Raw genomic sequence first — 21,810 nt, forward strand, 5'->3', positions numbered from 1 at the left:
TTATGAGTTTCGATAATTCTCAATTTCCCGTATTAGCTCAAGCCAATACGCCTGAAGATTTAAAAAAGCTGCCTCAAGGCATGCTGCCACAACTATCTGATGAGTTAAGACAATTCTTACTCAAGTCAGTGAGTAACTCTAGTGGCCATTTTGCTTCAGGACTGGGTACTGTTGAATTAACAGTAGCGCTTCACTATGTCTACAACACCCCTTTTGATCGTGTTGTATGGGACGTAGGTCATCAAGCGTACCCGCACAAAATTCTGACTGGTCGTCGCGATCAGATGCACACCATACGTCAAAAAAATGGATTACATCCTTTCCCTTGGCGCGAAGAAAGCAAGTACGACACTTTTAGTGTTGGCCATTCTGGCACTTCTGTTAGTGCTGCTCTAGCGATGGCAGTTACTGCAGAGAAAGAACAAAAAGATCGTAAAGTTGTTGCCGTCATTGGTGACGGTGCTATGACCGGTGGTATGGTGTTTGAAGCCATGAACCACGCAGGCGATCTGCACAATGACATGCTAGTGGTATTAAATGACAACGAGATGTCAATTTCTGAAAACGTTGGTGCGTTAAACAACCATTTAGCTCAGCTAATGTCTGGTCGTTTTTATACCACCATTCGTGAAGGTAGCAAGAAAGTGCTTAAGGGCATGCCTGTCATCAAAGAAATGGCTAAACGTACTGAAGAACACCTTAAAGGCATGGTCGTACCCGGTACCCTATTTGAAGAGTTAGGCTTTAATTATATTGGCCCTATTGATGGCCACGATGTTGACTCTTTAGTTGAAACCCTGCGAAATATGCGTGATCTTAAGGGGCCGCAAATATTACATATCATGACTAAAAAAGGTCGTGGATATGAGCCCGCTGAAAAAGATCCTATTGGCTGGCATGCAGTCCCTAAATTTGATCACACCCAATTTAGAAAACCTAAAGCTAAACCGACTTCACCAACCTTTTCACAAGTGTTTGGTAAGTGGCTATGTGACGTTGCTAAAGAAGATGAAAAACTGTTAGCTATCACTCCAGCCATGCGTGAAGGTTCGGGAATGGTCGAATTCTCGCAAAAATTCCCTAAACAATACTTTGACGCTGCAATTGCAGAACAACATGCTGTTACCTTAGGTGCGGGTTTTGCTTGTGAAGGCTTCAATGCTGTTGTCGCTATCTATTCGACGTTCTTACAACGTGGTTATGACCAAATCATTCATGATGTGGCATTACAACGTTTACCGGTATTATTCGCTATTGACCGTGGTGGTATTGTCGGAGCAGATGGACCAACTCACCAGGGCGCGTTTGATTTAAGCTTTTTACGTTGTGTACCTAACATGGTGATAATGGCACCATCTGATGAAGATGAATGTCGCCAGATGCTGTATACCGGTTATCGTTATAAAGATGGTCCTACGGCAGTTCGTTACCCTCGTGGTAGCGCTACAGGTATCGAGCAAACGGAAGCGATGACAGCCTTGCCTATTGGTAAAGGCTTAATTAAACGTCAAGGCTCTGACAGCAACGCCCCAAGTATTGCCATCATTAACTTTGGCACCACTTTAGCAGCGGGTCTTGAAGCTGCAGAAGCATTGGATGCAACCGTTGCAGATATGCGCTTTGTTAAACCACTAGATGAAGCGCTACTGGCTGAACTTGCAAACAGTCACGACATTATCGTAACCCTTGAAGAAAACGCCATTATGGGCGGTGCGGGTAGCGGTGTAATCGAGGCTTTGCAAAAAATGAAAATCATCAAGCCAGTGCTACAAATTGGTTTACCTGATGAATTTATTAAGCACGGCGCACCAGACGAAATAATTCAAGAATTAAAACTTGATGGCGCTGGCGTACTAGAACAAATTCAACAATATATTGGCTAAGATTCAATATAAATCAGCCACAAAAAAAGGACTGCCATGCAGTCCTTTTTTATCATTTTAAATAGGTAATTTGCTTAACTTTACATCAAACTACCCAATCAAATATCTTGCAAGCTTTACACTTCAGCCGCTAATGCTTTAATAACTTATTATGTATTAAATATCTTATGCTTTAGTTGCTTATGCTTTAGTTGCTTATGCTTGAGTATCTACGCTTGGGCCGCCTTGCGAAACCATAACCATAGCAGGGCGCAATAAACGTGAGTTTAATGTGTAGCCTTTTTGCATCACTAGCATAACAGTGTCTTTCGGGTATTCGGCACTTGGTTGCATACCGATAGCCTGATGATGCTCAGGATTAAATGCATCACCTAACGGGTTAACTTGTACCACACCAAATTTCTCAACAGAGCTTAAGAAACCTTTCATCGTTAAATCAACGCCTTCAACAATAGCTTTAGTCGCTTCATCTTCAGGGTTAACCCCCGTTAACGCACGCTCCATGTTGTCTAACACAGGTAAAAGTTCGTTTACAAACTTCTCTAAGGCGAAAGCTCGTGCTTTTTCTACATCTTTTGCTGCGCGAGTACGGATGTTTGCCGTCTCTGCAGCAGCACGAATTTCAACATCTTTACGATCAGCTAGTGCTGCTTGAGATTCCGCAAGTTGTTGTTCTAATGCTTCAATTTTAAGATTAGCTTGAGTTAACTCATCAACTTCTTGTGTTGCTTCAGCTTCAACTTCTGTTTCAACATCAGTGATTACTTCTGCATCAATTACTTCTTGATCTGCTTTATTCGACTCGTTGCTCATTTTCACTCCAGCTAAAAATGCTTTGTTTCTGATTACTATGGGCATATTATGGGGATCAATTTCTTTGTTTCAAGCCTTTGAGCAAATCAAATACTAATATGACCAAAAAGTTCCAAACAATTGGCCTTATCGGCAAACCACATCACCAAGGTACAAACCTCACTTTGAAGCGTTTGCATCATTGGTTGTCTATGCAAGGCTTTGAGATTTTAGCTGAAGAGCGAGTGGCATCTGAACTCAAAGTTGATATTGAATCCGTTGATTTAACTGAATTAGGTGAGCGTTGCGATCTAGCCATCGTCGTGGGTGGTGACGGTAATATGTTAGGTGCAGCCAGAGTATTGGCAAGATACGATATTGCAGTGATCGGTGTTAACCGTGGCAACCTAGGCTTTTTAACTGATTTACCGCCAGATAATTTTGAAGAGTCTCTGTCTAAAGTGTTAGATGGTCAATACGACACAGAATATCGATTTTTACTGGAAGCTGAGGTTCATCGTCATGGAATGCTCAAATCAAGTAATACAGCAGTGAATGAAGCAGTCTTGCATCCAGGGAAAGTTGCCCACATGATCCAGTTCGAGGTCTATATCGATGACCAGTTCATGTATAGCCAACGTGCAGACGGTATGATTGTATCTACCCCGACAGGCTCGACGGCTTACTCGCTTTCTGCCGGAGGCTCGATTTTAACCCCTAACCTCCAAGCATTGATATTAGTGCCGATGTTTCCCCATACACTCTCTTGCAGACCTATTGTTGTTGATGCTAGTAGCACTATTAAACTGGTTGTATCGCCAGACAATGGTGAAAACTTAGAAGTAAGTTGTGATGGTCATGTGCATTTGTCAGTACTTCCAGGCGATGAGATTTTAATTAGTCGTAGCGAAGACAGATTAAGAATGATCCACCCCAAAGGTCACAATTACTTTAATGTATTACGTGCAAAGTTAGGCTGGGGCAGTAAGTTGTTTTAGCCCTTTTTATTAAAACGAGAACAATCTTCATTTCAAGGTAAAGCTAACTTGAACAATAGGAAGACTTATACTGCAATAAGCCTTCCAGTCAGGAAATTAATCTTAATGGCTAATCTCCTGCGGTTATCTATTTCGTGATGGTTGTTCTATTTCATCAAGGTTAATATCTCTCGTAACAGCTATTCTATTGCAAAACTCGCTAACAGTTGTTGAGTAAGCTTTGTTTCATCTAATGGCGCTAATGCAATAATCTCGATACGTGAGTCCATGGTTTCATCTAGCTCCGACACAGACAGTTTTTTATCTACCATGTTAAAACCTGCAATGCCGTCTTCGGTTATCATCACCGCTTTCAACCTGACAATATCTTGCTCAATTAATTGATTAATGAACTTTATCAAGGCATCGAAATCGAAGCATAACCTTGGCTCGAATATCCAACCAATACTATAAGCACCCTCGCCTTCATTAGCTTTTAACCAGTACCCCAACTGATTAAATTCAATAATCTGTTTTTCTGGCTCTGTAGTTGCATTTGAGTGAAATATCGAAGTGGATTGAGGGCTTACCTTTTTTATTAAACCTAACGGCTGTGTTTTTCTTATCACAGGGGTATGTGACTCATTAAGTGCCATAAACAAATTTGTTATTGCGTTAACACTCGTTGAACTGACTAAAGACTTATTCGGCTCAAATTGCTCTAAAAATATTTTCAAGTCATCAAGTTCTTGTTGCTCATATAAATCGACCTTGCTGGCATAAATAATATCTGCGATTTGCAGTTGCTGATTAAAGTTCTCGTTTTCACAATAACGTTCATCCAATATTTTACGCGCATCGACCACACAGACGGTCTGGTTCACTTTTAATACTTGTTGATTAAACTCATTAGTGAGCACTTTTAAGATTTCAGCTGGATGTCCTAAACCTGTTGGCTCAATGAACAAGCGATCAGGCTTAGCTTTTTGAATAAGTTGATTAATAGCAACTTGTGTAGGAATACCTGCAGCGCAGCAAAGACAGCCACCAGCGACCTCTTTAATCACAATGTCATCACCAGTATTTACACCACCAATAAGCCCTGCATCGATTCCTATCTCACCAAATTCATTGACTAATACTGCCCAGGTTTCGTTTTGCGGTTTTAACTTGAGTAAAGATAAAATAAGGCTGGTTTTACCTGCTCCTAAAAAGCCAGTAATAATGTTGGTATTAATTCGTTTGAGGATCACGCTGTAACTTCCCTGTTCTAGATGGCTAAAAAAAATACTTACTTAGCTTTTTTAGCGTATTTGCCTTGACGCGTCGGCTTAGATTTATCACTGCCTCGATTTCCACTTGGTCTTTTATGCTTAAAAGATTTTTTTGGTTTTACTACTTCCACGTCGCGATACCTTGCAGGTAAAGGTGCTCCAGCTTCATAACCAGGGTGAATATGAATATCTAGTTGAGTATTAATTAATGCTTCAATATCAGCTAATAAATCCATTTCGTTTTGTGCCACTAACGATATTGCCTCGCCAGCTAAGCCAGCACGGCCAGTTCGTCCAATACGGTGGACATAATCTTCAGGCTCAGGTGGTAATTCAAAGTTAATGACTAAAGGTAGAGCTTCGATATCTAGCCCCCTGGCAGCCAAATCAGTCGCAATCATCACTCTTAGTTTGCCAGACTTAAATTCCTCTAGCGCTCTATTCCTTGCACCTTGGGTTTTATCGCCATGAAAAACAGCGGCTTTAATACCATCTAATTTCAATTCTTTTAACAGATGCTCAGCCGTTTCTTTCATGCTGGTAAACACCATGACTTGCTGCCAATTATTACGGCCAATAAGTTCTGACAATAATTCCGCTTTGCGTCTTTTATCCACTTGAAACACAGATTGAGAAACTGTATCCGCTGTCGTTTGATTCGATACATGCACAAACTCAGGTTCATTCAGCATTTTTGCAGCTAAGCTTTTTACAGCTTCTGAATAGGTCGCTGAAAACATCATGGTTTGATGCTGGCGATTAACTAAACGTTTTACCTTTTCAATGTCTTTAACAAAGCCTAAATCCAGCATACGGTCAGCTTCATCTATCACCAAATGAGTGACAAACGATAAATCCAATTCATGTTGACCGATAATGTCAAATAAGCGACCTGGCGTAGCAACAAGGATATCTACACCTTTCGTTAGCGCTTTACGCTGTGGGTTGATACTGGCGCCACCATAAACAGCAACGCTTTCAAACGGAAGAAACTGTGCGTAATTAACAATATTCTGTTCAATCTGAATGGCGAGCTCACGAGTCGGTGTCATGATCAATACGCGCAGCCTTTGCCAAGCTGTTTTATTGTCTTGCTCGCTAAGCTGTTGCTCTAATAAAGACAATAACGGTAATGAGAAAGCTGCAGTCTTACCTGTTCCAGTTTGAGCACTGGCTAAAATATCTTTTCCATCAATGGCCAATGGCATCACAACCTGCTGCACTGGCGTCATGCAGTCATAACCACAAGCCGTTACTGCATCTAATATAGGCTGTGAAAAGCCAATTGAATCAAAAGTCATATGTTTCTCTAATATACACTACCAATAATGGCGTCATTGTAACGGTTAAAGCCTATTTTTGCGATTTATTCACAAGCTTTATAGTCGATCCCCTTAAACACAGAAGTAATCTCAAATTAGCCATTTACCTATATTTTAAATGCGTAACTAAAATCTTCATTATAACTTTAGCTATTCTTTATTAATCCCTATTAATCTTTAGGAAATGACTAATCCCTCTCGAAGTAACAGTTTGTATCTTGTGTGATTTCCTATTGCAATTAACACCTCATTTAAGCAACATTGCAGCTACAAAAACAAAACAATAAAGGCCTGAAATGAAATTGTTGTACCCTTTGCTATTTGCACTGACGTTATCTGCCTGCGGTGGAAGTTCAGATTCAAGCTCTCCAGCTCCTATCGATCCAGATCCCGTTCCACCAGTTGAAGATAAAGAACTACAGGCTGATGTCTGTTATTTGATGTCTACGACCCTTGGGGATATGACACTGGCAATTGATACAACCAATACCCCAATCACAGGGCAAAACTTTAAACGTTATGTAGATGATAAGTTTTATGATGGCACTATCTTCCACCGAGTGATCCACAATTTTGTATCTCAAGGTGGTGGATTTACTACGGGCTTAGTTGCTAAACCTGGTTATGACCCAATCGAACTAGAAACAAACCTAGGCCTAACTAATGCTCACTACACTCTTGCAATGGCAAGAACCAGTGAAGCAAACTCAGCGACTTCTCAGTTTTATATCAATGCGTTAACTAACACTGACCTTGATTATCAAAATAGTACAAATCCTGGTTACGCTGTTTTTGGTCAAGTCATCGAAGGTTTAGATGTGGCAGATCAAATCAATATCGTTAGCACAAGTAACGATGTTCCTATTACTGAAATTGTTATCAATAGTGTGACTGAAGCGAATTGCCCAGCAATGTAAATATCTTAAGCTCTTCTGATTAGAACACTTCAAATGCCTATAACTAATTAAGTTGTAGGCATTTTTATTTTCTTCATAAATATGCGTTAGTTCAAACCTAAATAGCAAAATTAGCGCTACCTCCCCATTTGGTATTAAAACTACAAAACCACACAAAACAAGTATGAATATATGATTTTCATCACAAAAAGCAGTGCGTTTGGTTGTTACTTTAACGACAGAAAAGAATTTTATCATTTATAAACTTACGCGTTAAAGAGGTCCATTATGGCTACTAAATTTTTTATCCCAAGTGTTAATGTAATTGGTCAAGGCGGTGTTGACGATGCAATTAATGACATTAAAACCTTAGGGTTTAAGCGTGCATTAATCGTGACTGATACGCCACTGGTTAAAATCGGATTGGTGGAAAAGGTCACCAGTAAACTCATTGATAATGGCATTGCCGTTTTTGTGTTTGACGGAGTGCAACCTAACCCAACTATGGGGAATGTTGAGGCTGGTTTAACCATGCTAAAAGCTCACGAATGTGACTTTGTGATTTCTCTAGGCGGTGGTTCTCCGCACGATTGCGCCAAAGGCATTGCTTTAGTGGCAACTAATGGCGGTAAAATTAGTGACTATGAAGGGTTAGACATGTCAGCTAAGCCGCAATTACCGCTTGTTGCGATTAACACAACTGCTGGTACTGCTAGTGAAATGACGCGTTTTTGTATCATTACCGATGAGAAACGTCATATTAAAATGGCTATCGTCGATAAAAATACTACGCCAATTTTATCAGTTAACGATCCTGAGTTAATGATAGAAAAACCTGCTGCATTGACAGCTGCAACAGGTATGGATGCTTTAACCCATGCAATTGAAGCATATGTTTCTATCGCTGCAACACCAATCACCGATGCTTGTGCAATCAAAGCTATTGAGTTAATCCAAGCAAACTTAATTAATGCTGTTGAGCAAGGCGATAACATTGATGCTCGCGAGCAAATGGCTTACGCACAGTTTTTAGCTGGAATGGCATTTAACAATGCTAGTTTGGGCTATGTTCACGCTATGGCTCATCAATTAGGCGGTTTTTACGACTTACCGCATGGCGTTTGTAATGCATTGCTATTACCACATGTACAAGCGTACAACGCAAAAGTAGTACCTGCGAAGTTAAAAGATATTGCCAAAGCAATGAGCGTTGATATTGCAGAACTGAGTGATGTGCAAGGTGCAGAAGCGGCAATTGATGCAATAAAAGCTTTATCTGTCGCAGTCAATATTCCGGCTAACCTGACTGAGTTAGGCGTTAACCCTGAGGATATTCCTGTCCTTGCTGACAATGCACTAAAAGATGCTTGTGGTTTTACTAATCCTAAACAAGCAACCCACGCTGAGATTTGTGAAATATTTACTAACGCACTATAAATATAAAGTGACTACACTATACATAACAACTATATGACCTGACGATTATATTGAGTTGTATGGTATTGAGTAGTCACATTTTAATATAGAAATAGCATTAGTTATCGGCTTTATTAGATATTCGATTAAATAATTTGCGATAACTAAAGCCGCAAGATAGCCATAAATGTCGCTTTATAAAGGAATCACTATGCACATTTGAATGTAAATGTGCATAGGTTTCTACTTGGAAAGTTTTATAGTTGAATTTTCAGCGTTCAATATATGTAGATCAAGCTGCGCGGTACAAAAAACAGGCGTTAGCGCACTTCACGAAAATCATTAAGCAACTGATATTTAACAACTAAAAAAGTTAACGCCAGAACATTTGTTAACTAGATCTAACTTCTATAAATAACCGTTGACCAAAGTTAAATTAGCGGTCTATGATGAATTACATTCTTAAAAAAGTAGGTAAGCTATGACAGCAATCACTCACGTGTACAACTACACCGTAAGATGTCCTCATTACAAAGAAAACGAAAAACCAGCCAGCTGGTTAAATCATATCGAAATCAATCAATCTAGTGAAATCGCATTAAACAGAATCACAAAGTGGCATGATGAACCTGGTACAAAAGCTTTTGAAAACGGTGAGTTTGTCGTAAGAAAATCCAACACCGATGATACTTATTACGCGATGCAAAGTGACCGAATGTTCAACAATGCTCATTCCCTTGTTACCTTTAAAATATTTTTAGATAAATGTTGTCAGGATGCAGATCCTGAAAAGATTATCGCTCACCTTATTGAAGACTATAATGGTCGCCTTGCTAAAGCACAGGATTCATAGTCATAACTTTCTACGTAGCGATTCATACATAAAACAACGTAGTTAAACTGATGCCGACAAGTTTTCGCTTGTCGGTTTTGTTTTTAAGGTCACATAACTAATCACTGTTAAATAAAGTGATCGATTTCTCATTTATAAAATCTCATCTAATATTCGGTCACACTTTGATGAACTATTTAAGACGAACATTCACTGTTTAATATATAAACACGTCTATATAAATTTCTTAGTCTCCAACTAACATCAAATCCAGCAACACGCTCTGCCGATTTAAACTGATGTTCAAAGATTTAGCGTAAACGCTATGTTGTTGATTTAACTCTTATGGCTAGTTAGCCACACAAATCAACTCATTCTCAATGATGCAATCAACCAAAATTAACTAAGTCACTCCTTGGGTAATTAGGCTATTGATATAAGAAATTTTACCCAATTCTATTTAATCTCAAGTAAACAAGTAAAGGAGCATCACGTGATGCAAGCAGTTCCAAATATCGTCATCATAGGTGGCGGCGCAGGCGGTATGGAAATCGCCACAAAACTTGGCCGTAAAGTTGGCAAAAAAGGCAAAGCAAAAGTCACCTTAATTGACTGCGCAGAAAGTCATGTTTGGAAACCCTTATTACATGAGGTCGCAACAGGTGCACTTGATATTGGTCTTGATGCCATTAGCTATCGAGGCCATGCATCAGATCATGGTTATCATTTTCAGCAAGGGGCGATGATAGATATTAATCGCGAAGAAAAGCACATTATTCTTGCTCCAATTAATGATGAAGAAGGCCAAGAACTACTTCCAGCACGTAAAATCCCATACGATTATGCAGTTATCGCCATTGGCAGTGTTGCTAATGACTTTAAAATTCCAGGTGTTAAAGAACATAGCTTGTTCTTAGACAACACTGAGCAAGCCATGTCTATTCGTAAAATTTTACTGAATAAATTCATGCGTTATGCAAGTCATCATCAACTTGACGAAAAAATCAAAATTGCAGTGGTTGGCGCAGGTGCAACGGGGGTTGAAATGTCAGCCGAAATGCATCACGCAGTTGAACAGCTAAGTGGCTTTGGTTATAAAATTGATACAAGCCTACTTGAAGTGACATTAATCGAAGCTGATGAACGTATTCTGCCAAAAGTCGATAAAGTCGAAATATCAAACTCTGTCACCCGCGAGCTTAAGCAGCTGGGTGTGAATGTGATGACCGATACTCGTATCACGGAAGTGAGTCCAGAAGGTTTATCAACCACTAATGGCAACCTCATTCCTTCAGATATGGTTATTTGGTCAACCGGTGTAAAAGCACCTGACTTTTTGAATAATATTGGTGGCCTTGAAAGCAACCATATTAACCAAGTAATGGTGAAGCAAAACATGCAAACTACACTTGATGACACCATTTTCTCAATTGGCGACTGTGCAGCTTGTCCGCAAGACGATGGCAGCTGGGTGCCTCCTCGCGGTCAATCAGCTAGGCAAATGGCATTGATGACAGCAGACAACATCATTTTGATGTTGGATGGTAAAGAGCCCATTAATAAATACGTATATAAAGATTTAGGTTCACTGGTTAACTTATCAAAGTTTCATACAGTGGGTAACTTGATGTCATTCATGGGTGGCGGTGTGTTAGTGGAAGGTAAGATTGCACGCTTTGTATATACTTCGCTATACCGTCGTCATTTGATTGAATTACATGGTGTGGTAAAAGGCACCTTGATGATGCTAGCCAAGGGTATTGGTCGAATTATTCACCCACACTTAAAACTACATTAGTATAGCGTTTTAGCACCTAGCTTAAATTTGTATCGAGTTTAGTCGTAATCACGATAAATTAAAAAGCCAGCTCCAATCTCATTGAAGCTGGCTTTTACATACCAAGCAGGTTAAGCCGCATTGGCTCTAATACCGTGAGGAACTGGCAACCCTCTTTCATTGATGTTGACGAATACCACTTTATCCACAAAAGCGATTGGCGCATTATTAAAGCTATTCCGTACTTTACAGCGAAGAGTGATCGAGCTTTGTCCCAAACTAATCACTTCCATTCCAAACTCAATCACATCCCCAAGCTTTGCTGGACTCATGAAGTTAATCTCAGAAACCAATTTAGGCATTAACAATTTACTGTGCATTTCACAGCGGGCAAAAAGCGATGTTTCTTGATTCAACCAACATAATAATTGGCCGCAACAAAGGTTTTTATCAGAATTTAAATCAATAGGTTTTACAATATGACGGCTTATATATTCCATTATATTGATCCTTACATTATGAATACCCCTAAAGAGGTAGCAAGAACGATACCATCATGCTAAATAATTGATATTAAAGATCTTACAAAAAACACGCTTTTAGAGTATTCATATTGTTGAACTAACTAGAAGCAGATTTTATAACCTTTGCACCAAAAAAAAGCATAACCTCTAATGAGTTATGCTTTGTAAGCGATTCAAGGTTACAGCTTTCGTTTACTTGACTATCGACTACTTAATGATCGATTACTTAACAACCGATTGTGGTAAGCAAGTTTTTAACGCATCAATGAAAGTTAAAATGTCTTGTCGACTGATATCTTTATGCGTAACAAAACGTAATGAGTAAGTAGCACTAATCAGTATCCCCTGCTGCGCTAATAACAAGGTTAAATGGTTTACATCGTAGCGTTTATCTAATTCTGCAAAAACCATATTGGTCTGTACTTGTTTAACATCAACACTTAATTCAGGCATTTCAGCTAAATGTTGCGCGAGTAAAGCAGCATTATCATGATCCTCAGCTAATCGCTCGACTTGATCCGTAATTGCAAGTTCTGCTGCAGCAGCAATGACCCCAGCTTGACGCATTCCGCCACCGAGCATTTTACGCCATCGCACGGCTTTGTTAATTAACCGCTCATCACCTAATAAAATTGAACCTATAGGTGCTGCTAAGCCCTTTGATAAGCAAATAGACACAGAATCAAAGTATTGAGTAATCTCGCTTATTTGAACATTTTGAGCAACCGCAGCGTTAGCAACGCGCGCGCCATCTAAATGGATTTTCAAACCTCGATTGAACGCTAAAGTTTGCGCATCGGCTAAGTATTGTAGCGGTAACACTTTACCACCAATGGTATTTTCAAGACTCAACAAACGAGTTTGCGCAAAGTGAACATCATCAGGTTTTATTGCTGCTTCAATGTCGGTAAATAAGATACTACCATCAGCTTGATTATTAAGAGGCTGGGGCTGAATACTGCCTAACACCGCAGCACCGCCACCTTCAAACTTGTAATTGTGAGCTTGTTGACCACATAAATACTCGTCACCGCGCTCGCAATGGCTCATAAGCGCTAATAAGTTCGCTTGAGTACCCGAACTTACGAATAAGGCGCTATCAAAGCCAAAACGCTCTGCAGCCATATCTTGTAAACGGTTAACGGTAGGGTCATCACCATAAACATCATCACCAACCTCAGCTTGAGCCATGGCTTTACGCATAGCATCTGTAGGTTTAGTCACGGTATCACTTCGAAAATCTATCATGTTTATTCTCAACTACATCAAGCTCGTTTAAAAGCAGTTTAAAATTATAAAAAACTCATTCTACCTTAAAAAATATTACCCGCGCTGAGTTAAATGTTGCAAACAAAAAAGCCAGCATTTAATGCTGGCTTTATTTATGTGTATTCAATGTTACTGAGCTGGCATATCTTTTAAATGTAGATCCATTTGCGGGAATGGAATCTCAATATTCGCAGCATCTAGCGCATTTTTAATTTGCTCTAGTAACTCAAAATGAGCTGGCCAGTAATCAGCAGTATTAACCCATGGGCGAACCACAAAGTTAATAGAACAATCTGCTAATTCACCAAGTGCAACTGTGTAAGCAGGATCTTTAAGTACATATTGATTACTGTCTAATACAGAAGAGATAACTTTCTTGGTTTCTGCAATGTCAGAGGTGTAACCCACGCCGATAACCAAATCAACTCGACGTGTTTCTTTAGTTGAGTAGTTGGTAATTGTGCCGTCCATCATCGCTGAGTTTGGCGCAATAATAGTTTTATTGTCACCTGTGCGAAGTTTAGTAGAGAAAATAGTAATTTCTTCAATCACACCAGCAACACCAGCTGCCTCAACAAAATCACCTACACGGCACGGACGGAAGATAACCATCAACACACCAGCAGCGAAATTTGACAATGAACCTTGAAGCGCTAAACCAACAGCAAGACCTGCGGCACCAATAACAGCGACAAGAGAAGCAGTTTGGACTCCAATCTGCCCTAAAGTTGCAATGATGGTAAATACAAACACCAATCCCCAAACTAAATTGCCAACAAATGAAGCCACTGTTTCATCAATTTTACGGCCTAACATCATTTTTGTTGTTAGTTTTTTAGCCACATTAGCAAGATATTTACCGACGATAAATATCACAATCGCCATGACAACTTTAAGACCGTAAGTCATTATAAACTCAGGTGCTTGATCCATTAGACCTTCAATATTATCCATTGTTGTACTCCCTTAATAAAAATTATTTTTTAACTACAAATTCTACACGTCTATTTAATTGTCTTTGTTGAGCAGTGTTGTTTTCAACCGCGGGTTCAAGACTGCCTTTACCTAGCACTGTTAACCCGCTTGGCTCAAAATCAAACTGATTAACTAATACCTTTTTTACAGACAACGCTCTTTGCAAAGACAGGTTTAAATTAATTTGTTCAGAGCCGACATTATCAGTATGCCCAACTAATAAAATATTTTGGTTTTCCCGTAAAAGAGGTAACATTTTTTCAATTGTTGGTAATTGTGTGGTTAGAACATCTTCATGGCCAAAATCAAAATAAATTTTTAAACCTTGTTTTGAAGAAACATGACTGATTTTATTTTGCTGCATATCCAAGTTTTGTAATTCACTCTTGGGGATTAAATCAGAAATTTCTTGGCACCCATTAGCTAACACCACAACACCCATTGGAGTCTCTGGACAGGCATCTTTTTTATCAGGTACACCATCTTTATCGGTATCTTCCCAAGCAAAACTTGGCAGGCTGAGACATGTACACACTAACAAGAGTAATAATTTAAAAAACATACAATCTCCAACCTTGTTAGTTACCTGAATTACCGCCAGCAATTGTTACCAAAACATTAACGACTTTCCTCACAACTTGCTTTAGCAACGTAAATCCAATGAGTTGCATTTTATAGCCTTGTTAAGACTTTGAAAAGCAATTACCACATCTAAACACAAGTATAGATTCAATTCTAAGACTCGTTCATTGTTCGTTTAAGGTTAAGTACTAAATTATTCGTCATCTGTGCTCCAACTCCACCGCCAATACTTTTAAAGAACAATATTTACAAAACCCCACTGAACCACAACACACGTAACTCAGAATTTGTATTAAATGGTAATTTTGTACAAGTATTTGCTCTGCCAGATGCCCCACTAGCATTGACTTCTAGGGGCTTTAAAGGGTATATAAGGTTAGCTTTTTGAGGTTTTCATGATTAAAACATTAAAAAGACGATATTTAATATAATAAATAAACAACAAAGTGATTAATTTTATAGCAACTAAATTGAAACACTAAAAGGCTTAAGCCTGAAAATATCAATACGTTGAAATTAATTACCATTGCAGACAACAATTTCTGTGGCGACCTTTGTCCCGCAGGCAATCACAAGCTTAAGGTGGAAGACTTAATGAGCAATGCAAAACCACAGGGGACCATGCTTGGTCACCCCAAGGGGCTTTTCCTGCTGTTTACAACAGAACTCTGGGAAAGATTCAGTTACTACGCAATGCGCGCCATTCTGGTGTTATATCTTGTAGATAAAGTTCAAACAGAAGGTGGACATGGTCTTGGTTGGACACAAGGTGATGCAATCTCACTTTACGGTACTTTCACCGGTCTTGTTTATTTAACCCCACTCATCGGTGGTTGGTTAGCTGATAATTATTTAGGACAACGTAAAGCCATCATGATTGGTGGTGCATTAATGGCAGCCGGTCAATTCATCCTCGCTTTCCCACATAGCTGGATCCCTGGTGCTGAAACTACAGCATTCTATTTTGGTTTATTTACCCTAATCATTGGTAACGGTCTATTCAAGCCAAATATCTCTACTATGGTTGGTGACTTATACGAAGAAGGCGATCATCGTCGTGATGGGGCATTTACTATCTTCTATATGGGTATCAACGTTGGTGCATTCCTTTCTGGTATCATTGTAGGTTCTGTTGTTGCGGCCTACGACGGTAACTTCCAAATGGGCTTCCTTTGTGCCGGTATTGGTATGGTACTTTCTTTAATCATCCAATTTATTTTTGCTCAAAAACTATTGGGTGATATTGGTCGCTACCCTGCAGCTAAACTTGAAAAAGAAAAGCAACAGGAAATGGGTGAAGTGCGTAAAGAGCCACTGACTAAAATTGAACGTGACCGTATTAAAGTCATCATGGTTATGGGTCTATTTACCATCATTTTCTGGGCTGGTTTCGAACAAGCCGGTGGTCTAATGAACTTATTCACCAACGACTTCACCGATCGTATGATTGGCGGCTGGGAAGTTCCTACTACATGGTTCCAATCTCTTAACGCAATGTTCATTGTAATCTTTGCACCTGTGATTGCCTCTATCTGGATCCGCCTCGGTAAGAATGAACCAAACTCACCAGTTAAATTTGCATTAGGTCTCGTGTTACTGGGTATTGGTTTCTTATTCATGATTGGTGCTGTACTTGAAATGGGCGGCGACGCAAATGCTAAATCAAGCATGTGGTGGTTAGTCGGTGCATATTTCTTCCATACAATGGGTGAGCTATGTTTATCTCCAATTGGTCTTTCTATGGTAACTAAACTTGCTCCTCTGCGTATTGCTTCGCTTATGATGGGTGCATGGTTCCTATTCGTTGCTATTGCGAACAAAGTAGGCGGTATCGTTGGTTCATTCATTGGACATGGCGGAGAGAAAGAAGAGCAATTAGCAAACGCTATGGCCATCTTCGCAGGTATCGCAATCACCTCTGCTGTATCAGGTATCATTCTTTACTTTATGGCTGACAAGCTTGTTGACTGGATGCATGGCGCTGAAGGACACAATGAAACTGAAGAACAAGCATTAACTGAAGAAATGGCAGTTACCGCTGAACATGAAGCAATTAAACCTAGCTAAGTACTAAGTTTATTGTTCATAAAAAAACCTCGCAATAGCGAGGTTTTTTTATGTTCAAACGACATGTAAATTTACGGTTATCTTATGCATACAATCTACAGCTACAGCTACAGCTACAGAAACATCAGATAACTTCTAGCTCCATAAAACCACCTGCTGGCAATTCTTCATCATAAAATAATCCATCAAATTTATTCTTCATTAATAGATTCCGGTGATGAGAAATATTACTCGCAATACAAATTTTCTCATTTGGCATCAAAGTTCTAAACTGCATGCTCGGCTTATTCCACTCAACAGTACCAAGCTGTAAAGATTCAGAAAGCGCAAGTGGCGCTAAACCATTATCATTTCTTAAGTAACACCTCAACCCGCTACCAGCTTGGCCGATGGCGACTCGAAAGTTCATCAGCTCAATCGCGACATAAACAATATCCACGTAAAGATTCAAACCTGAGTTAACCATTCTATCATTGAGATAACTCAACATATTAAATGGCTCAACCAAGGTCGAACTGAGACCATTTCTATACAATTTTAATTTTTGATTTACGAAACTTCTAAGTAGTACACAACCAAAAGCCGCGCGATTATCTTCAGGGTGAAAGTGAGCCATATACATGATCAAATGATTATCACCGACCATAGTCGAATCAATAAAGTAGGCACTGACATCGCTATTTTTACACAAGCTATAATGAATTTGAGCCTTGGGATAATGGACATTAGAGGCTGGAAATAATTGCTGCTGAACACTTTTAGCAGCTTCTGCATTATGTTCAAGCAAAGTGAAGTTATCACTGAGCTCTTGATAGGATAAATCTTGACTCATTTTTGCAGCTGAGTTCATCACCGCGTCGCTATCAGTAAAATCTAACGGACCAAATTCTATGCTGTCAAACGATTGCTCAGGTGAATTAGCTGGTGAAATAGCTTGCTCTATTGCTTGTTCAATAATCTTAAAATCAGCAACAGGTTTAACTAGATAATCGCTAGCACCGTAACGCAAAGCTTCGACTACATCAGCCATTACATTGTTGCCAGAAATCACAATAGACGGAATTGCAGGATTTATTTTGAGGATTTGCTTTAACATACCAAGTCCACCTAACCTTGGCATGCTTAAATCAGCAATGACGATATCGACAGTATGTGATTTAAATTCAATGACGCCTTCGTCACCATCACAGGCTTCAAATACAACGGCACCTTGTTGGGTTAAAAAATCCGCGAGTAATTGTCTAAAAACTGAATCATCTTCAACTAAAAGCACTGCGACATCTGTTAATGCCATACAACTCCCTCGGCAGCTAACTGCCGAAGAAGCTTTATACTTCGGCAGGGTTACTCGAGTTCAGATAGGTATTCTTCGAGTAACTCATCGTCATCTTGTTTAGAAGGCACATTACCGTCATAAACTTTGTAATCCATATACTGAAAATAAGCTTCTTTGACAAAGGTATATGGATCAAGCGCATTATCTAATAAACGTTCTTGATCAATAGCAGAAGCACGAGAATCGAGATTTTTTAATCCCCATTTTAAAATAGATTGCCACAATAAGAACTCTGATAAAGGAAAGTATAGACTATCAACCCAATCTGTCGCGAGTTCCCTTGTCACATACGGACCAAAAAAAGGCGCCATAAAATAAGGGCCATTGGGGACACCGTAATAACCTAACACTTCATTAAAGTCGTCCTGTTTTCGAACCATTCCCATCATGTCAGCTACATCCACAACCCCTAGTAAACCTAAGGTTGTATTCACTGTAAAACGCCCTCCAGCATTAGCTGCCCAGCCCCACTTCCCCTGTAAAGCGTTATTTACTAAAGAGCTTGGTTCTTCGAAATTGCGGACAAAATTATTTACACCAGACTTAACGGGAGATGGCAGATAATCGTTGTATCCATGAGCAATAGGACGAAATAGATGTCTATCTAAAATAAGGTAATTAAAGTCCCACATTGCACGGTTAAAGCCTTCGATAGGGTCACGGGGATCAGTATAGATAATCTCCACAGCAGGTTTTTGAACATGCTCGCTCTCAGTACTCTCTGCACTGACACCTTCTGCTTTTATTGAAGCAGAAACACAACCCAACAACAAAGAAAGTAACATCCATTTATACTTCATACATCTCTCTTTACGGGAATAACTAACCCAATACAATCAAAGTTTAATCTACTAAAATTAATTAATAATGCACAAAAGCAATACAGTAACTAACCTGTCTACTACTGAGTAAAGCACAAATTATCACCGACAGGAAATGCACTGAAACATTAAAGCTTCAACATTTCGAGTCGATAAAGGTTAATGTAAAACGAAATAGATTAAATGCAATTTTTGATAACATTCTAGTAAATCAATTATCGCTAAGAATACTGCCGAGACTTCATAGATCAACAATTAATTTGTAATAGAACATATTTTAAGGTGCTATTAGATTTTCCATGACATCAATAAAACACACAATATCAACGGACAAGCAGACTAGTAGAGCTTCGATAATTGAGGTTCAAAACCCTCATGGAGAAAAAATCACTTCTGGTACCAAGGTTACAAACACTGGTTCAAATAGCACTAATATCACCAATAACAATCTCCCTGACCCTTCATCAAATACAAAACAATCAACCAATCAGTTAGCCCAAAGTTCTTTAGCAACTAACACCGTATTACTACCTGCGACAGTAACCAATCAGGCTTCAATTTCTTCGGCTAGTTCAGTTAAGTCAGATAGTATCGCCATTGTGATTGATGGCAGACATTACCAATTTAAGGCTAATGAACAAATTAGTAGGTTAATTCAAACTGGCGCGAAATTAATGCTTAACGCAGGTAACTTACAGCAATTACAAACCATGAATGCACAAGCAGTAAATTCAGCAAATCAGCCTTTGAATCAACAGATTGTTTTAGTTTCTCAAGCAATTAAACTGAATCTTCCAATAGAGATACTAAACTTAGCACAATCAAATGGAGTATCTTCGCAACAACTACTTACTCTAGCCTCTCGACCGCAAGGCTACCCTTTACCTTTAGTAGAGATAAATACAAACCGCTTGCGGTTTGAAAATGGCACTAACGTGATGATTTCACCGCTTAACAAGCTGCCTTTAGGTCACAATTTAGCTCAAATTACCCAATCAGCAGGGCAGCTGCTTTTAAGATTAAGTCCAATACAACTTATCGACAGTGTGAGAATGACGCCAACGTCAAATAAATCTATAGATTTAGCTTTAGTTCAAACAACGAATACCGTCATCAGTAAACAAGAACCAGTACAAGTATTAACCCAATTTTTAAAAAAACTAGAACAGCTCCCCTTTACTGCAAATATCACTAATAACTCATCAGTAAAGTCCTCGACTTCAACAACATCAAATCATGACTTACCACAGAATTTGAATGCTTTATTGCGCCAGCCGTTAAATAGCCAGACTCTTGAGCAATTAACACATCAGTTAAATCAAGGCAGCAAATTAACAGTAAATCAGTTTAAACAATTGGATTTACAAATTACTCAAAACTTACTCAAGCCAGAAAACACCCTTACAGCTAATCAAGTCAATGAGCTTAAATTACTTGCCAGTAAACTTAACCCTGAACATTCTGCGGCTCAAGCTCGGTTAGATAACGCTTTAAAATCACCAATTGAAGTTCTGAGTCAAAATTTATCTAAAGCGGGTGCATTGCCAATACAAGCCACCCAAGCAAATTCGAACCTGCAGCAAAACCTTGCCACTCAATTGTTAAAATTAATCCCAAGACTCGACCCGTCGCCTTTAACTGAACTTGCAAACCCTGAATTACTCAAAGCAGAGTTAAAAAGTCTAGCAAGCTTAAACTTATCACATGCAGTTTCTGCTTCTAACATCAACCTTTCTGGTAGTGCGATAACCACTCTATTTCAGCTAATTTTAGGTTTTAAATTAAACACTAACAGCTCAGCAATGAGTCCACGATTACAAGCTTATATGGCAAAGCTGCAGCAAAAAGTATTCAATTCAAATTCTACTGCGCCACAATTATTAGCCGCCTTAGATAAAGCTGGCAGCCTTGATGCAATGGGAAAACTTGCCAGCAGTATCGGACTCTATCAGCAAAGCAGTAGCGACTCTAATCAGAACCTAACTTGGTATTTTGCTTTGCCATATTCGATTGGCCAAAGAGATGAGCAATTAGAAGGTAAGTTTGAAAAGGAACCACAAGACGATACTGATAATGAGAAAGCAGCTTGGCAATTGCAGCTTAAGTTTAATCTAGCTCAAGGTCCACTACTGGTGAAGGCTCATAAACAAGGTGATTACCTTGATCTCACCTTTACAGGCAATGATATGAAAGTGCTAGAAAAGGTTGAGCAATATCAAACCTCTCTTGCAAGTAAAATTCAGCAAGTGGGCCTACAAGCAAGAGATATCAGTACTCAAATTGATGTGGTACCAGCAACCCTGTTACCAGGTGATCATTACTTGGTGAAAACCAATGCATAGCCTTCTAAACAAGATAGGTAATCCAAATGACTGAAGTAAAAAAAGCAGTGGCATTAAGTTTTGATGGAAACACTGCCCCTACCATTACAGCTACTGGCACAGATTTGATTGCGGAAGAGATTATATCTTTAGCCCAAGAGGCTGGAGTGTATATCCACCAAGATGAGCACCTAAGCAACTTTTTGCAATTGCTAGAGTTAGGTGAAGAAGTACCAGAAGAGCTCTACACGTTAATTGCAGAGCTTATTGCGTTTATTTATATGCTTGATGGAAAGTTTCCGGAACAATGGAACAACCTTCATCAAAAAATTATCGAAAAAGCATAAATAACAGAATTACTTTTTATGTAACCGAATAATTAACTCCGCTTCTGCTTTTGGCAGCTCACACTCTTGCATCAACTCTTCAATTCCAGCACCTAAACCGACCATTTTAAGGGCTCTAGAGTACATCTTCGATTGCGGATCTTGTTGGCTAGCCTCTTCAATAAGCTCAGATTGTTTGCTAATTTTCTGTTCGAGTTCAACAACTCGTCTACCGACACCGATTGTGCCGCTGCGCAATTCTTGCAATTCTTTTTTAACGGTTTCACGCTGTCGATCATTTTCTTTTACTAATACAGTTAAAGCATCGACTTTGCTCTGTAGTTTTGTTGTCTTTTTACTGAAGAGCATCCAAATGACAGCGCAACTAACAACATAAACAACGGTGATAATGAGCAATTC

19 protein-coding genes are annotated in these 21,810 nt (G+C 39.2%); 9 read left to right on the top strand and 10 right to left on the bottom strand.

The window, feature by feature from the left end; translation table 11 throughout:
* The first annotated feature begins 2 nt into the window (after window positions 1–2).
* Window positions 3–1,883, top strand: a complete 1,881-nt coding sequence (dxs, locus tag K5Q58_RS15570; RefSeq protein ID WP_220754825.1) for a 1-deoxy-D-xylulose-5-phosphate synthase — start codon at window positions 3–5, stop codon at window positions 1,881–1,883.
* Window positions 1,884–2,078: 195 nt separating this feature from the next.
* Here dxs and grpE read toward each other — a convergent pair whose 3' ends face one another.
* A complete protein-coding gene (grpE, locus tag K5Q58_RS15575; protein WP_220754826.1) occupies window positions 2,079–2,696 on the bottom strand; it encodes a nucleotide exchange factor GrpE in 618 nt (205 codons plus the stop codon).
* Between the two features lie 98 nt (window positions 2,697–2,794).
* Between grpE and nadK the strand changes: the two genes are divergently transcribed.
* A complete protein-coding gene (gene nadK, locus K5Q58_RS15580) occupies window positions 2,795–3,673 on the top strand; it encodes an NAD(+) kinase (protein ID WP_220754827.1) in 879 nt (292 codons plus the stop codon).
* Window positions 3,674–3,852: 179 nt separating this feature from the next.
* Here the strand turns inward: nadK and K5Q58_RS15585 are convergent, their stop codons facing one another.
* Together K5Q58_RS15585 and K5Q58_RS15590 are read right to left on the bottom strand one after the other, a co-directional pair.
* The gene (locus K5Q58_RS15585) at window positions 3,853–4,905 is read right to left on the bottom strand and encodes a GTP-binding protein (RefSeq protein ID WP_220754828.1); all 1,053 of its coding nucleotides are present in this window, start codon (window positions 4,903–4,905) and stop codon (window positions 3,853–3,855) included.
* A gap of 38 nt (window positions 4,906–4,943) precedes the next feature.
* Window positions 4,944–6,227, bottom strand: a complete 1,284-nt coding sequence (locus K5Q58_RS15590) for a DEAD/DEAH box helicase (RefSeq protein ID WP_220754829.1) — start codon at window positions 6,225–6,227, stop codon at window positions 4,944–4,946.
* Window positions 6,228–6,544: 317 nt separating this feature from the next.
* Between K5Q58_RS15590 and K5Q58_RS15595 the strand changes: the two genes are divergently transcribed.
* From K5Q58_RS15595 to K5Q58_RS15610, 4 genes are all read left to right on the top strand, one after another.
* Window positions 6,545–7,165, top strand: a complete 621-nt coding sequence (locus K5Q58_RS15595) for a peptidylprolyl isomerase (RefSeq protein ID WP_220754830.1) — start codon at window positions 6,545–6,547, stop codon at window positions 7,163–7,165.
* A 267-nt stretch (window positions 7,166–7,432) separates the two neighbouring features.
* A complete protein-coding gene (yiaY, locus tag K5Q58_RS15600; RefSeq protein ID WP_220754831.1) occupies window positions 7,433–8,581 on the top strand; it encodes an L-threonine dehydrogenase in 1,149 nt (382 codons plus the stop codon).
* 460 nt (window positions 8,582–9,041) lie between these two features.
* The gene (locus tag K5Q58_RS15605; RefSeq protein ID WP_220754832.1) at window positions 9,042–9,413 is read left to right on the top strand and encodes a cytoplasmic protein; all 372 of its coding nucleotides are present in this window, start codon (window positions 9,042–9,044) and stop codon (window positions 9,411–9,413) included.
* Between the two features lie 475 nt (window positions 9,414–9,888).
* The gene (locus K5Q58_RS15610; protein ID WP_220754844.1) at window positions 9,889–11,190 is read left to right on the top strand and encodes an NAD(P)/FAD-dependent oxidoreductase; all 1,302 of its coding nucleotides are present in this window, start codon (window positions 9,889–9,891) and stop codon (window positions 11,188–11,190) included.
* 110 nt (window positions 11,191–11,300) lie between these two features.
* Here the strand turns inward: K5Q58_RS15610 and K5Q58_RS15615 are convergent, their stop codons facing one another.
* From K5Q58_RS15615 to K5Q58_RS15630, 4 genes are all read right to left on the bottom strand, one after another.
* The gene (locus K5Q58_RS15615; RefSeq protein WP_220754833.1) at window positions 11,301–11,669 is read right to left on the bottom strand and encodes a hotdog domain-containing protein; all 369 of its coding nucleotides are present in this window, start codon (window positions 11,667–11,669) and stop codon (window positions 11,301–11,303) included.
* A 246-nt stretch (window positions 11,670–11,915) separates the two neighbouring features.
* A complete protein-coding gene (gene ltaE, locus K5Q58_RS15620; protein WP_220754834.1) occupies window positions 11,916–12,941 on the bottom strand; it encodes a low-specificity L-threonine aldolase in 1,026 nt (341 codons plus the stop codon).
* A 150-nt stretch (window positions 12,942–13,091) separates the two neighbouring features.
* Window positions 13,092–13,916, bottom strand: a complete 825-nt coding sequence (locus tag K5Q58_RS15625) for a mechanosensitive ion channel family protein (RefSeq protein ID WP_220754835.1) — start codon at window positions 13,914–13,916, stop codon at window positions 13,092–13,094.
* A 22-nt stretch (window positions 13,917–13,938) separates the two neighbouring features.
* Window positions 13,939–14,499 (bottom strand): OmpA family protein, encoded by a 561-nt coding sequence (locus tag K5Q58_RS15630; RefSeq protein WP_220754836.1) that lies wholly within the window; start codon window positions 14,497–14,499, stop codon window positions 13,939–13,941.
* Window positions 14,500–15,113: 614 nt separating this feature from the next.
* On the opposite strand from K5Q58_RS15630, the gene K5Q58_RS15635 reads away from it, so the two are divergent.
* Complete coding sequence (locus K5Q58_RS15635) at window positions 15,114–16,586, top strand: peptide MFS transporter (RefSeq protein ID WP_220754837.1); 1,473 nt, start codon at window positions 15,114–15,116, stop codon at window positions 16,584–16,586.
* A gap of 124 nt (window positions 16,587–16,710) precedes the next feature.
* Here K5Q58_RS15635 and K5Q58_RS15640 read toward each other — a convergent pair whose 3' ends face one another.
* Both K5Q58_RS15640 and K5Q58_RS15645 read right to left on the bottom strand, forming a co-directional pair.
* Complete coding sequence (locus K5Q58_RS15640) at window positions 16,711–17,880, bottom strand: response regulator (RefSeq protein ID WP_220754838.1); 1,170 nt, start codon at window positions 17,878–17,880, stop codon at window positions 16,711–16,713.
* Between the two features lie 50 nt (window positions 17,881–17,930).
* Window positions 17,931–18,722, bottom strand: a complete 792-nt coding sequence (locus K5Q58_RS15645) for a VacJ family lipoprotein (RefSeq protein WP_220754839.1) — start codon at window positions 18,720–18,722, stop codon at window positions 17,931–17,933.
* A 320-nt stretch (window positions 18,723–19,042) separates the two neighbouring features.
* Here K5Q58_RS15645 and K5Q58_RS15650 point away from each other — a divergent pair, with 320 nt between their 5' ends.
* Window positions 19,043–21,085 (top strand): hypothetical protein, encoded by a 2,043-nt coding sequence (locus tag K5Q58_RS15650; RefSeq protein WP_220754840.1) that lies wholly within the window; start codon window positions 19,043–19,045, stop codon window positions 21,083–21,085.
* A 26-nt stretch (window positions 21,086–21,111) separates the two neighbouring features.
* Window positions 21,112–21,411 carry an EscU/YscU/HrcU family type III secretion system export apparatus switch protein gene (locus K5Q58_RS15655; RefSeq protein ID WP_220754841.1) on the top strand — a complete coding sequence of 100 codons (300 nt, stop codon included), beginning with the start codon at window positions 21,112–21,114 and terminating at the stop codon, window positions 21,409–21,411.
* Window positions 21,412–21,420: 9 nt separating this feature from the next.
* Here the strand turns inward: K5Q58_RS15655 and K5Q58_RS15660 are convergent.
* On the bottom strand, window positions 21,421–21,810 hold a 390-nt coding region (locus tag K5Q58_RS15660), incomplete at its 5' end, for a DUF2802 domain-containing protein (RefSeq protein ID WP_259651365.1).

It is taken from the genome of Shewanella sp. KT0246, assembly GCF_019654955.1.
Classification (GTDB): domain Bacteria; phylum Pseudomonadota; class Gammaproteobacteria; order Enterobacterales; family Shewanellaceae; genus Shewanella; species Shewanella goraebulensis.

What these genes read in the sequence shown, in the direction of transcription:
- dxs (WP_220754825.1), top strand. Translation starts at nt 3, where the DNA reads ATGAGTTTCGATAATTCTCAATTTCCCGTATTAGCTCAAGCCAATACG.
- grpE (WP_220754826.1), bottom strand. Translation starts at nt 2,696, where the DNA reads ATGAGCAACGAGTCGAATAAAGCAGATCAAGAAGTAATTGATGCAGAA.
- nadK (WP_220754827.1), top strand. Translation starts at nt 2,795, where the DNA reads ATGACCAAAAAGTTCCAAACAATTGGCCTTATCGGCAAACCACATCAC.
- K5Q58_RS15590 (WP_220754829.1), bottom strand. Translation starts at nt 6,227, where the DNA reads ATGACTTTTGATTCAATTGGCTTTTCACAGCCTATATTAGATGCAGTA.
- K5Q58_RS15595 (WP_220754830.1), top strand. Translation starts at nt 6,545, where the DNA reads ATGAAATTGTTGTACCCTTTGCTATTTGCACTGACGTTATCTGCCTGC.
- yiaY (WP_220754831.1), top strand. Translation starts at nt 7,433, where the DNA reads ATGGCTACTAAATTTTTTATCCCAAGTGTTAATGTAATTGGTCAAGGC.
- K5Q58_RS15605 (WP_220754832.1), top strand. Translation starts at nt 9,042, where the DNA reads ATGACAGCAATCACTCACGTGTACAACTACACCGTAAGATGTCCTCAT.
- K5Q58_RS15610 (WP_220754844.1), top strand. Translation starts at nt 9,889, where the DNA reads ATGCAAGCAGTTCCAAATATCGTCATCATAGGTGGCGGCGCAGGCGGT.
- K5Q58_RS15615 (WP_220754833.1), bottom strand. Translation starts at nt 11,669, where the DNA reads ATGGAATATATAAGCCGTCATATTGTAAAACCTATTGATTTAAATTCT.
- ltaE (WP_220754834.1), bottom strand. Translation starts at nt 12,941, where the DNA reads ATGATAGATTTTCGAAGTGATACCGTGACTAAACCTACAGATGCTATG.
- K5Q58_RS15625 (WP_220754835.1), bottom strand. Translation starts at nt 13,916, where the DNA reads ATGGATAATATTGAAGGTCTAATGGATCAAGCACCTGAGTTTATAATG.
- K5Q58_RS15630 (WP_220754836.1), bottom strand. Translation starts at nt 14,499, where the DNA reads ATGTTTTTTAAATTATTACTCTTGTTAGTGTGTACATGTCTCAGCCTG.
- K5Q58_RS15635 (WP_220754837.1), top strand. Translation starts at nt 15,114, where the DNA reads ATGAGCAATGCAAAACCACAGGGGACCATGCTTGGTCACCCCAAGGGG.
- K5Q58_RS15640 (WP_220754838.1), bottom strand. Translation starts at nt 17,880, where the DNA reads ATGGCATTAACAGATGTCGCAGTGCTTTTAGTTGAAGATGATTCAGTT.
- K5Q58_RS15645 (WP_220754839.1), bottom strand. Translation starts at nt 18,722, where the DNA reads ATGAAGTATAAATGGATGTTACTTTCTTTGTTGTTGGGTTGTGTTTCT.
- K5Q58_RS15650 (WP_220754840.1), top strand. Translation starts at nt 19,043, where the DNA reads ATGACATCAATAAAACACACAATATCAACGGACAAGCAGACTAGTAGA.
- K5Q58_RS15655 (WP_220754841.1), top strand. Translation starts at nt 21,112, where the DNA reads ATGACTGAAGTAAAAAAAGCAGTGGCATTAAGTTTTGATGGAAACACT.